The organism is Herbaspirillum lusitanum P6-12, assembly GCF_000256565.1.
Classification (GTDB): Bacteria; Pseudomonadota; Gammaproteobacteria; order Burkholderiales; family Burkholderiaceae_D; genus Herbaspirillum; species Herbaspirillum lusitanum.
In genome coordinates this window covers 1-12,004 of record NZ_AJHH01000132.1, presented here as the reverse complement: position 1 = coordinate 12,004, position 12,004 = coordinate 1, and the positions used below count along the sequence as shown (strand labels likewise).

Genomic DNA, 12,004 nt, shown 5'->3' with positions numbered 1-12,004 from the left:
CTGGCGGAGGCCAGCGAAAAACCGGAGTCGGGCCGATGGCGGTGGCGATCATGGGCGGGCTGGTGGTGGCGACGGCGTTAACGCTGCTGTTCCTGCCGGCGGCATACGCGGCGCTGTTCCGGGTCAAAAAGCCCTAGGAAAATTGCAGAGGGGACGGATAAAAACGCAGACAGCCCGCCAAGCTTGAAGTAGAATAGCGGGCTGCATTAAAACTGCTACCTCATTGACAGGACCTGGTTCTCCGGCGTACACGCTGAAAAATCCAGAGCAAGCCGAAGCCGGTCGATGATTGCACCTTTCAGCGAGGGTGGCGAAATTGGTAGACGCACCAGGTTTAGGTCCTGACGCCAGCAATGGTGTAGGGGTTCGAGTCCCCTCCCTCGCACCAGTCATTCCCTTTGTTTTTCCGTTCGCCCGGCTCCGCAGCGCTGACTTGTTCGCGCAATGCGCCGGGCGATTTTCATTTGCAACGTGATGTTTATCGAACCGGGAGCAGGCATGCGCTATCAGCATTACAAGGGCGGCATTTACGAATTCCTGTACGAGGCGACGCTGGAGTCGGACCTGACCCCGATGGTGGTGTACCGCGCCGCCAACGGCACCGTCTGGATCCGTCCGCGCGACGTGTTCCATGAAATGATCGAAGTCGACGGCAAGCGCGTGCCGCGTTTTGCGTTGATGGCCGACGCCGGATAAATGCCGGCGTTTGATCGAAGCGGACTGCGTCTTATCTGCTAAGGTTGCAGCCTCGTCTTCATCTCCACAGCAAAGGAAAATCATGCGCAAGCTTTCATGTCTGGCAGCGATCACGTTGTCGCTGTCTTTGTCGTTCTCAGCCTTCGTCCAACCCGCGGCAGCGCAGGAACTCGGCGACGTCAGCACGGCCTTCCGCTGGCTCGGCAAGAACGATCGCATCGCGGTGGAAGCGTATGACGATCCGAAAGTGATCGGCGTGACCTGCTACGTGTCGCGCGCCCGCACCGGCGGCGTCAAGGGCACTGTCGGCCTGGCCGAGGACAAGGCCGAGGCATCGATTGCCTGTCGCCAGGTGGCGCCGGCGATTTCCTTCAAGGGAGCCGTGCCGGTGCAGGAGGACGTATTTTCAGAGCGCATGTCGATCCTGTTCAAGCGCCTGCACATCGTGCGGCTGGTCGATGTGAAGCGCAACACCTTGGTATATCTGACGTATTCCGACAAGCTGATCGACGGCAGTCCGATGAATGCCATCACGGCCGTGCCGGTCTCCACGTCCACTCCCATTCCGGTGAAATAAATCATGAAGACAATCAGGGCTCTCGCAGCCGAATTGCAGGCGGGGCAAACCACCAGCGTCAAACTGGTCGAGCAGGCGCTGGAGCGCATCGTCACTTATCGCGGGCAGGGCGGGGTGTCGATCAAGGATTTGTTCGACGTCCAGGGCGAGGTGACGGCTGCCGGCTCCAAGGCGCTGGCGGATGCGCCGGCGGCACAGGCCGATGCGCTCGCCGTGACGCGTCTGCGCCATGCCGGCGCGGTCCTGCTGGGGCGCACCAACATGAGCGAATTCGCATTTTCCGGACTGGGCCTGAATCCGCATTACGGTACGCCGCGCAATCCTCTGGATGGCACGCGGGTCACCGGCGGTTCGACCTCGGGCGGCGCCGTCAGCGTCGCGGGCGACATGGCGGTGATGGCGCTGGGTACCGATACCGGCGGCTCGATCCGGATTCCTTCCGCGTTCTGCGGCCTGACCGGTTTCAAGCCGACTGCGCGGCGCGTCAGCCTGGACGGGGCGGTGCCGTTGTCGACCACACTGGATTCGGCCGGGCCGCTGGCGCGCAGCGTCGATTGCTGCGCGATTGCCGATGCGATTTTGTCGGGCGAAACCCTGGCCACCGATGCCGTGCCGCTGGCCGGACTGCGTTTCGGCGTGACGGAAGATTTCGTCAACGACGGCATGGACGATGCCGTGCGGGCGGCATTCGACGCGGCGTTGGCGCGTCTGCAAAAGGCGGGTGCGCTGATCCAGCGTTTCTCGTTCCCAGAATTGAAGGAGTTGCCGTCAATTAATGCCGGCGGCGTTTCAAGCCGACTGCGCGGCGCGTCAGCCTGGACGGGGCGGTGCCGTTGTCGACCACACTGGATTCGGCCGGGCCGCTGGCGCGCAGCGTCGATTGCTGCGCGATTGCCGATGCGATTTTGTCGGGCGAAACCCTGGCCACCGATGCCGTGCCGCTGGCCGGACTGCGTTTCGGCGTGACGGAAGATTTCGTCAACGACGGCATGGACGATGCCGTGCGGGCGGCATTCGACGCGGCGTTGGCGCGTCTGCAAAAGGCGGGTGCGCTGATCCAGCGTTTCTCGTTCCCAGAATTGAAGGAGTTGCCGTCAATTAATGCCGGCGGCGCCGGCGTCTGGTCGCGCAGGCCGAGCGCCGTCTGGCGGTGTTCGACGCCTGGCTGATGCCGACCGTACCGGTGGTGCCGCCGCTGTTGCAGCCTTTGCAAGACAGCGATGACACTTTCTTTGCCACCAACGGGCTGGTGTTGCGCAATCCGAGCGTGATCAATTTCCTCGACGGTTGTGCGCTGAACCTGCCTTGTCCATCCGACAGCAAATTGCCGGTCGGCATCAGCATTTGCGGCAGCCGCGGCGCTGATGCGCGGGTGCTGGCAATCGGCCGCGCGGTCGAGGCGCTTTTGCACGGCGGGCAAGGCTGAGCGGGTTCTTCGACGGTTTTTATCGGCTCCGATTCGCCGTTTTGGCGCAAGGGCATCTTTTCCGTATAAAATAGCGGACTTTAGCGCGGCCGGGCAGGGCGCTTGTCGTCTGCAGTCACTTATCTGAGTTGATTGGGACGTGGCGAAAACGCTCCGGCTTACGGAATTCTTAACATTTGGACGATTTAAATGGCAACTGCTGTCGAAACCCTGAGCAAACTCGAACGTCGTATGACCCTGTCTTTCCCGCTGGCCGATGTTCAGGCTGAAGTGGAAAAGCGCCTGAAGGTGCGTGCCCGCACCGCCAAGGCGCCAGGCTTCCGTCCAGGCAAAGTGCCGATGAAAATGGTTGCCGCCCAGTTCGGCTACCAGGTCGAAACCGAAGTGCTGAACGACAAGGTCGGTCGCGCATTCAACGACATCGCCGTCGAAAACAACCTGCGCGTTGCCGGTTACCCGAAGATCGAGCCAAAGACCAGCGAAGGCGTGGCTGAAGGTTCGTTGGCGTTCGACGCTACATTTGAAATCTATCCGGAAGTCGTCCTCGGCGATCTGGCTTCGGCTGAAGTCGAGAAGACCACATCGGCTGTTTCCGACACCGAAATCGACAAGACCCTGGACATCCTGCGCAAGCAGCGCGTGCACTACCACGTCAAGGGCGAGCAAGGCGCGCACGGCGACGGCGGCGAGCCTGTTGCACAAAACGGCGATCGCGCCACAGTCGACTTCGTCGGCAAGATCGACGGCGTTGAGTTCCAGGGCGGCAAGGCTGATGCCTTCCCGTTCGTGCTGGGCGAAGGCCGCATGCTGCCGGAATTCGAAGCCGCGACACTGGGCCTGAAGGTCGGCGAGTCCAAGACTTTCCCGTTGGCTTTCCCTGCTGATTACCATGGCAAGGACGTGGCCGGCAAAACTGCAGAATTCACCATCACGCTGAAGCAACTGGAATGGGCGCATCTGCCGGAAGTCGACGCAGAATTCGCCAAGTCGCTGGGTATCGAAGACGGCGACCTGACCAAGATGCGCGAAGACATCAAGCGCAACCTGGAACGCGAAGTCAGCGCCCGCACCAAGGCCAAGACCAAGGACAGCGTCATGGACGCCCTGATCAAGGTCAGCGAACTGGAAGTGCCGAAGGCATTGGTCGAGCAAGACATCGAACGCCTGATCGAAATGGCGCATCAGGACATGCAGCAACGCGGCATGGATCCAAAGGGCATGCAACTGCCGCGCGAGCTGTTCACAGCACAAGCGGAACGTCGCGTTCGCCTGGGCCTGATCCTGGCTGAAGTCGTCAAGACCAACAAGCTGGAAGCCACCGAAGAACAAGTCAAGGCGCAAGTCGAAGACTTCGCACAAAGCTATGAAGACCCGCAACAAGTCCTGAAGTACTACTTCAGCGACCGTCGTCGCCTGGCCGAAGTCGAAGCCCTTGTTTTGGAAGAAAACGTCGTCAACTACGTCTTGGGTAAATCCAAGGTTTCCGAGAAATCGGTCGCGTTCGACGCCTTGATGGGCAACCAGCCGCAAGCGTAATCCGACCTTCCCGGGTAACATCAGAGAAGACTACGACGCATAAGGAATGCACATGACAGGTTTGATTAGGCAGTCTGCACTGGATACAGAAATGCTCGGCATGGTGCCGATGGTGATCGAGCAAAGCGGTCGCGGTGAGCGTGCATACGATATTTACTCGCGCTTGCTGAAAGAGCGCATCATTTTCCTGGTTGGCCCGGTCAATGATGCGACCGCCAACCTGGTGGTGGCGCAGCTGCTGTTCCTGGAGAGCGAAAATCCTGACAAGGACATCTCGCTGTACATCAACTCCCCGGGCGGCTCGGTGTCGGCCGGCATGGCGATTTTCGACACGATGCAATTCATCAAGCCGGACGTTTCCACGCTGTGCACGGGCCTGGCAGCCTCGATGGGCGCTTTCCTGCTCGCCGCCGGCGCCAAGGGCAAGCGTTTCTCGCTGCCGAACTCGCGCATCATGATTCACCAGCCTCTGGGTGGCGCTCAGGGCCAGGCGTCGGATATCGAAATCCAGGCACGCGAAATCCTGTACCTGCGTGAACGCCTGAACGCCATCCTCGCTGAAAAGACCGGTCGTACGATCGATCAGATCGGCAAGGACACTGATCGCGACAACTTCATGTCGGCGCAAGCCGCTGCGGAGTATGGCCTGATCGACCAGGTGCTGGAAAAACGGGCTTGATTCGACGCGCGTAATTCGGATTTGTCAGATTTGCGTCGCCGATCCGGTGCCGCATTGCTGCATTTCAAGAAAATGCCCGGACTGCGGTCCGGGCATTTTTCTTTTGCACCGCATCATCGTACAAAGCTCTCAATATGCGGTGTCAATGCGGCGATTAGGGACGGATTTCCGTCTCATTGCTTTTTTTGTCTGCGACCCCATATGGAGTACTCTGGAAGCTCGTTTTACCGGCTTTCAAATATGGCGATTCCGTGACGAATCATGAAATCGCAGGTATGATCAAGCCGAACTCTATTCACATTTGCCCTATATGTCCGAGAAAAAATCTTCCAGTGGCGAAAAGCTGCTTTATTGCTCGTTTTGCGGCAAAAGCCAGCACGAAGTCAAGAAACTGATCGCAGGTCCGTCTGTCTTCATCTGCGATGAATGCATTGATCTGTGCAATGACATCATTCGCGACGAAGCCTCCAGCGTTGAGTCGGTCGCGGGTGCAAAATCCGATCTGCCGACGCCGCAGGAAATTTCCGAATTGCTCGACCAATACGTGATCGGCCAGCAGACCGCCAAGCGCATCCTGTCGGTCGCCGTGTACAACCACTACAAGCGTCTGAAGCATCTCGGCAAGAAGGACGACGTCGAACTCGCCAAGAGCAACATCCTGCTGGTCGGCCCGACCGGCTCCGGCAAGACCTTGCTGGCGCAGACACTGGCGCGCATGCTCAACGTGCCGTTCGTGATCGCCGATGCGACCACGCTGACCGAAGCCGGCTATGTCGGTGAAGACGTCGAGAACATCATTCAGAAGCTGCTGCAGAACTGCAATTACGAAGTCGAGAAGGCTCAGCGGGGCATCGTCTACATCGATGAAATCGACAAGATCTCGCGCAAGTCCGACAATCCGTCGATCACCCGCGACGTGTCCGGCGAAGGCGTGCAGCAAGCGCTGCTGAAGCTGATCGAAGGCACGATGGCATCGGTGCCGCCGCAAGGCGGCCGCAAGCATCCTAACCAGGATTTCGTGCAGATCGATACGACCAACATCATGTTCATCTGCGGCGGCGCCTTCGACGGCCTGACCAAGATCATTTCCGAGCGTTCCGAGAAGAGCGGCATCGGTTTCGGCGCCAACGTCAAGAGCCAGACGCAAAAGACCGCCAGCGAAGTGCTGCTGCACGCGGAACCGGACGATCTGGTCAAGTTCGGCCTGATCCCGGAATTGGTCGGCCGTTTGCCGGTGATTGCCGCGCTCAACGAATTGAACGAAGAAGCGCTGATCCAGATTTTGCTGGAGCCGAAGAATGCGCTGATCAAGCAGTATTCCAAGCTGTTGCAAATGGAAGGTGCTGAACTCGAGATTCGTCCTGCCGCGTTGCAGGCGATCGCCAAGAAGGCATTGGCCCGCAAGACCGGTGCGCGCGGCCTGCGCTCCATCCTTGAACACGCTCTGCTGGACGTGATGTACGAACTGCCGAGCCAGCAAAACGTCGCCAAGGTGGTCATCGATGAAAACACCATCACCAACGGCGCCAAGCCTTTGTTGATTTACCACGAACAGCCCAAGGTTTCGGGCGCTTGATCCTCCGGCGAAAAGAGCCCGGCGACAAAAATCGCCGGCCCGGTTCGCCTCGACTAAAAGCGGTACAATAAACCGCAGACATCACTCAGGCTTCCATCGTAAAGCCACCCGAGGGCGACTTCGTGTGTGGCTTTTTTTGTTTGATTTTTTGTTATTGTTTCGGCATTTATTTGTTTTCATCAACCGCAGCACTTACCCGGTTTTACCCGAAAGTTGTCGTGTTTTTATTTCAATCTGGGCTTGTGTTTTAGCAGCTCGCGCCAACATCACTAACAGTAACTTTTGATAAGGCTCGCCATGACGACTTCTACTCTCACAGAACAAACGCAATTGCCTCTGTTGCCGTTGCGGGATGTTGTTGTCTTCCCGCATATGGTGATTCCTTTATTCGTCGGCCGTCCGAAGTCGATCAAGGCTCTGGAAGCCGCGATGGAGCAGGGCAAGAGCATCATGCTTGCCGCCCAGAAAGCCGCCGCCAAGGATGAACCTTCGGCTGACGACATCTACGAAATCGGCTGCGTCGCCAACATCCTGCAAATGCTGAAGTTGCCCGACGGCACCGTCAAGGTCCTGGTCGAAGGCGCACAGCGTGCGCGCATCCATCACATCAGCGAACTGGACACGCATTTTGTCGCCGATCTGACGCCGGTCGAATCCGAACTGGGCGACGAGGCTGAAGTCGAAGCCATGCGCCGCACCATCGTTCAGCAGTTCGACCAATACGTCAAACTGAACAAGAAGATCCCGCCCGAGATCCTGAGCTCGCTGGCAGGCATCGATGACGCCGGCCGTCTGGCCGACACCATTGCTGCGCATCTGCCGCTCAAGCTCGAGCAAAAACAGGTCATCCTGGAAATCTTCAATGTCGCCAAGCGCCATGAGCATCTGCTCGGCCAACTGGAAGGCGAGCTGGACATCCTGCAGGTCGAAAAGCGCATCCGCGGCCGTGTCAAGCGCCAGATGGAAAAGTCGCAGCGCGAGTACTACCTGAACGAACAGGTCAAGGCGATCCAGAAGGAACTCGGCGAAGGCGAAGACGGCGCCGATCTGGAAGAGCTGGAGAAGAAGATCCTCTCCGCCAAGATGCCGAAGGAAGCGCTGGAAAAGGCGCAATCCGAACTCCGCAAGCTCAAGCTGATGTCGCCGATGTCGGCCGAAGCCACGGTCGTGCGCAACTACATCGACACGCTGGTCGGTTTGCCGTGGAAGAAGAAGTCCAAGGTCAACAACGACTTGCCGAATGCAGAGAAGGTCCTTGAAGGCGACCATTACGGCCTCGACAAGGTCAAGGAACGCATCCTGGAATACCTCGCCGTGCAACAGCGCGTCGACAAGCTGAAAGCGCCGATCCTGTGCTTCGTCGGTCCTCCGGGCGTGGGTAAGACCTCGCTGGGTCAATCGATCGCCCGTGCGACCAACCGCAAGTTCGTGCGCATGGCGCTCGGCGGCGTACGCGACGAAGCCGAGATCCGCGGCCACCGCCGTACCTATATCGGCTCCATGCCAGGCAAGATTTTGCAAAGCCTGTCCAAGGTCGGCGTGCGCAATCCATTGTTCCTGCTCGACGAAATCGACAAGCTGGGCATGGACTTCCGCGGCGACCCGTCGTCGGCGCTGCTGGAAGTGCTCGACCCGGAACAGAATCACACCTTCTCCGACCATTACATCGAAGTCGATTTCGACTTGTCGGATGTGATGTTCGTGGCGACGTCGAATTCCTTCAACATCCCGCCGGCGCTGCTGGACCGCATGGAAGTGATTCGCCTGTCGGGTTACACCGAAGATGAAAAGACCAGCATCGCGCAACGCTATCTGCTGCCGAAACAGATCAAGAACAACGGTCTGAAAGAGGGCGAGATCAGCGTGGCCGAGTCGGCGCTGCGCGACATCATCCGCTACTACACCCGCGAAGCCGGCGTACGTTCGCTGGAACGCGAAGTGTCGAAGATCTGCCGCAAGGTCGTGAAGATGCTGCTGCTGAAGAAGCAGGAGAAGAAGGTCACCGTGACTTCGCGCAACCTGGACAAATTCCTGGGCGTGCGTCGTTTCGATTTCGGTATCGCCGAGAAGGAAAACCAGGTTGGTCAGGTCGTCGGCCTGGCATGGACCGAAGTGGGCGGCGATCTGCTGACCATCGAAGCCGTGACGATGCCGGGCAAGGGCGGCGTGATTCGCACCGGCACCTTGGGCGACGTGATGAAGGAATCGATCGAAGCTGCGCGCACCGTCGTACGCAGCCGCGCGAGCAAGCTCGGCATCAAGAGCGAAGTCTTCGAGAAACGTGATATCCACATCCACGTCCCCGAAGGCGCGACGCCGAAAGACGGTCCATCGGCAGGTATCGCGATGACCACGGCGATGGTGTCGGTGTTCACCGGTATTCCGGTTCGCGCCGATGTGGCGATGACTGGCGAGATCACCTTGCGCGGCGAAGTATTGCCGATTGGCGGCCTGAAGGAAAAACTGCTGGCGGCGCATCGCGGCGGCATCAAGACGGTCCTGATCCCTGAGCAAAACGTCAAGGATCTGACCGAGATTCCCGACAACGTGAAGAATAAGTTGGAAATCGTGCCGGTGCGCTGGATCGACAAGGTCCTGGAAATTGCCCTGGAGAGCCAGCCGGTTCCGTTGACCGAAGAAGAGGCAGCGGTGGTGGCTGTCGCGCCGAAGGAATCGACCGATCCCAGCGTCGTGAAGCATTGAAGTAATTCGTTCGGCGGCCTCATGGTCGCCGATAATGAAAAGGCGCTCCGGAGCGCCTTTTTTTGTGTTCGCTGCATCAACAACGACGCTCGTTGATAAGAAGATAAACGTTTTACATCATTTCAAAAACTGCATTTCGAAGACCGGATGAAGCGCCGGTAAACCGCTTGACACAAGGATTTGCGGCTTGTTTAATACATTCTGCAGATTTTTCTGCAGGGTCCGTGATGCGTGTTTGGCCTCACCGAATCGAAGGCGCAGGCGTCACGAAATGAAGCTTGTTCAATCTTTAGTCTGGAGGGGCGTAAGTGAATAAAACCGAATTGATCGATCACATCGCGAAGCAGGCCGACATCTCGAAAGCGGCATCGGCGCGTGCACTGGAGGCCGTGATCAGCGCAGTGAAAACCACGTTGAAGAAAAACGGCTCCGTGACCCTTGTCGGCTTCGGCACATTCTCGGTCGGCAAGCGCGCCGCGCGCACGGGCCGCAACCCGCGTACCGGGGCGGCAATCAAGATCAAGGCTGCCAAGGTGCCCAAATTTAAACCTGGCAAAGGTTTGAAAGATGCGCTAAACTAGCGGTCTTTCGTCGTTGACGGACGATAAAAGACTGTTTGGGGTTAAGGTGCGGGTGCTTAGCTCAGTTGGTAGAGCAGCGCCCTTACAAGGCGCGGGTCGGGAGTTCGAGCCTCTCAGCACCCACCAAATCTCAAGTGGTCAGCAACGATTTAGGAGTGGTAGTTCAGTTGGTTAGAATACCGGCCTGTCACGCCGGGGGTCGCGGGTTCGAGTCCCGTCCACTCCGCCAGACATAAAACGCCCGCGCAAGCGGGCGTTTTTGCGTTTACCTCATGATTCGCAGCACGAATCCCGCTTAATGGTTATCAGGTCCGGGGCTATATTTAAAACTTATACCCCCATCGACAATCGGTATTTCCTTGATCTTCTTATAAAAGCATAGACTTCAGTCACAGCAGTTTCGGAGGACGGATTGTTGTGAAGGTCGCTACCACGGCCGCTTTGTCTGACAGTAACGCATCGTACCCGGTGCAGTAACGGCAGGCGATATCTGAATAATCATTTTGGAGACGTACATGGAATACCGTTCGGCAGCCGAGCCTGTTGAATTGTCAGCCCCTGACCGGTCGGGGCGGGCAGTGACACCGGCAGCAACCACTGTAGCAAACTCAACGACATCAGTCTCGGGGACGACACCGCTCGCGACGGTCAGTCTCGACGACAAATATACGGCAACTTCGGGTTCGATCTTTCTGTCAGGCATCCAGGCGCTGGTGCGCTTGCCGCTGCTGCAGTATCTGCGCGACCAGAAAGCCGGACTCAATACTGCCGGCTTCATTTCCGGCTATCGTGGTTCGCCGCTGGGCGGTCTCGACGAAGCCCTGTGGAAGGCGCAGCCGCATCTCGCAGCGCACAAGATCAAGTTCCAGCCCGGCACCAACGAAGACATGGCCGCCACCGCCGTCTGGGGCACGCAGCATTGGCCAAGGTCGAAGGCGTGTTCTCCATGTGGTACGGCAAGGGACCCGGCGTGGACCGCTGCGGCGACGTGCTCAAGCACATGAACCATGCCGGCACGTCGGCCAAGGGCGGGGTCCTGCTGGTGGCCGGCGACGACCATGGCGCGTATTCGTCGACGCTGCCGCATCAATCCGACCATATTTTTTCGGCATCGATGATTCCGATGCTGTACCCCTGCAATGTGCAGGAATACCTCGACCTCGGCTTGCACGGCTGGGCCATGTCGCGCTTCTCCGGCTGCACGGTGGGCTTCAAGGCGCTGGCCGACACCGTCGAGTCGAGCGCTTCGGTGGATGCCGATCCGTACCGCGTCGAGATCAAATACCCAGCCGACTTCGTCATGCCCGAAGGCGGCCTCAACGCTCGCTTGTCGACCGACACGCTGGGCGTGCAGGCGCGCAAGCAGGAAGCGCTGATGCAGGACTACAAGATCTACGCTGCGCTCGCGTACGCGCGCGCGAACAAACTCAATCGCGTGATGATCGACAGCCCCAAGGCGCGGCTGGGCATCATCGCCTCGGGCAAGTCCTACCTCGACGTGCTGGAAGCGCTGAGCGAACTGGGCATCGATGAAGACTTCGCCGCCGAGATCGGCCTGCGCCTGTTCAAGGTGTCGATGCCATGGCCGCTGGAGCCGGAAGGCGTGCGCGAATTCGCCCAGGGCCTCGATGAAATCCTGGTGGTCGAAGAAAAGCGCCAGATGGTCGAATACCAGCTCAAGGAACAGCTCTACAACTGGCGTGACGACGTGCGTCCGCGCGTGATCGGCAAGTTCGACGAAAAGGGCGAATGGGTTGCCCCGCGCGGCGAATGGCTGCTGACTTCCAAGGCCGACTTCTCGGTGGCGCAGATCGCGCGCGTGATCGCGGCGCGCATTGCACGTTTCCATACCAGCGACCTGATCAAGGCGCGCCTGGCTTTCCTCGATGCCAAGGATGCGGTGCTGAACAAGGCGATCAGCACGCCGCCGCGTCCGGCGTATTACTGCTCGGGTTGCCCGCACAATACCTCGACCAAGGTGCCGGAAGGCAGCTTTGCGCTGGCCGGCATCGGCTGCCATGTGATGGCTACCGCGATCTATCCTGAATTCAACAAGCTGACCACCCACATGGGCGGCGAGGGCGGTCCGTGGATCGGGCAGGCGCCGTTTTCGCAAGTGCCGCACGTGTTCGCCAACCTTGGCGACGGCACCTATTTCCATTCGGGTTATCTGGCGATCCGCGCTGCGGTGGCGGCCAACGTCAACATGACCTACAAGATCCTCTACAAC

At 58.9% G+C, this 12,004-nt stretch carries 9 protein-coding genes, 3 tRNA genes and 2 pseudogenes; all 14 read left to right on the top strand.

Annotated elements, in window-relative coordinates:
• Window positions 1-301: 301 nt before the first annotated feature.
• Window positions 302-388: transfer RNA gene (locus HLUSI_RS0104685), tRNA-Leu, on the top strand.
• Between the two features lie 110 nt (window positions 389-498).
• A complete protein-coding gene (locus HLUSI_RS0104680) occupies window positions 499-696 on the top strand; it encodes a DUF1653 domain-containing protein (protein WP_029363136.1) in 198 nt (65 codons plus the stop codon).
• An 82-nt stretch (window positions 697-778) separates the two neighbouring features.
• Window positions 779-1,273: a CreA family protein gene (locus tag HLUSI_RS0104675; protein WP_016832875.1), complete on the top strand. Its 495-nt coding sequence runs from the start codon at window positions 779-781 to the stop codon at window positions 1,271-1,273.
• A 3-nt stretch (window positions 1,274-1,276) separates the two neighbouring features.
• Window positions 1,277-2,128: pseudogene (locus HLUSI_RS31305) on the top strand (amidase family protein); the annotation flags it as partial.
• Window positions 2,101-2,442: an amidase family protein gene (locus HLUSI_RS33400; protein WP_167321457.1), complete on the top strand. Its 342-nt coding sequence runs from the start codon at window positions 2,101-2,103 to the stop codon at window positions 2,440-2,442. The pseudogene HLUSI_RS31305 and the gene HLUSI_RS33400, both read left to right, overlap by 28 nt.
• Window positions 2,442-2,699 carry a hypothetical protein gene (locus HLUSI_RS33395; protein WP_238533919.1) on the top strand — a complete coding sequence of 86 codons (258 nt, stop codon included), beginning with the start codon at window positions 2,442-2,444 and terminating at the stop codon, window positions 2,697-2,699. The genes HLUSI_RS33400 and HLUSI_RS33395 overlap by 1 nt, the downstream gene beginning before the upstream one ends.
• 189 nt (window positions 2,700-2,888) lie before the next feature.
• The gene (gene tig, locus HLUSI_RS0104665) at window positions 2,889-4,235 is read left to right on the top strand and encodes a trigger factor (RefSeq protein WP_016832874.1); all 1,347 of its coding nucleotides are present in this window, start codon (window positions 2,889-2,891) and stop codon (window positions 4,233-4,235) included.
• 52 nt (window positions 4,236-4,287) lie between these two features.
• Window positions 4,288-4,914 carry an ATP-dependent Clp endopeptidase proteolytic subunit ClpP gene (gene clpP / locus HLUSI_RS0104660; protein WP_029363135.1) on the top strand — a complete coding sequence of 209 codons (627 nt, stop codon included), beginning with the start codon at window positions 4,288-4,290 and terminating at the stop codon, window positions 4,912-4,914.
• A gap of 310 nt (window positions 4,915-5,224) precedes the next feature.
• Window positions 5,225-6,490, top strand: coding sequence for an ATP-dependent Clp protease ATP-binding subunit ClpX (gene clpX / locus HLUSI_RS0104655; RefSeq protein WP_016832872.1), 1,266 nt, complete (start codon window positions 5,225-5,227; stop codon window positions 6,488-6,490).
• A 297-nt stretch (window positions 6,491-6,787) separates the two neighbouring features.
• Entirely contained in the window at window positions 6,788-9,193 is a 2,406-nt protein-coding gene (gene lon, locus HLUSI_RS0104650; protein WP_029363134.1) for an endopeptidase La, read from the top strand.
• A gap of 308 nt (window positions 9,194-9,501) precedes the next feature.
• Window positions 9,502-9,774: an HU family DNA-binding protein gene (locus tag HLUSI_RS0104645; protein WP_016832870.1), complete on the top strand. Its 273-nt coding sequence runs from the start codon at window positions 9,502-9,504 to the stop codon at window positions 9,772-9,774.
• A gap of 50 nt (window positions 9,775-9,824) precedes the next feature.
• A tRNA-Val gene (locus tag HLUSI_RS0104640) sits at window positions 9,825-9,900 on the top strand.
• A 26-nt stretch (window positions 9,901-9,926) separates the two neighbouring features.
• Window positions 9,927-10,003: transfer RNA gene (locus HLUSI_RS0104635), tRNA-Asp, on the top strand.
• 286 nt (window positions 10,004-10,289) lie between these two features.
• Window positions 10,290-12,004: pseudogene (locus HLUSI_RS26970) on the top strand (indolepyruvate ferredoxin oxidoreductase family protein); the annotation flags it as partial.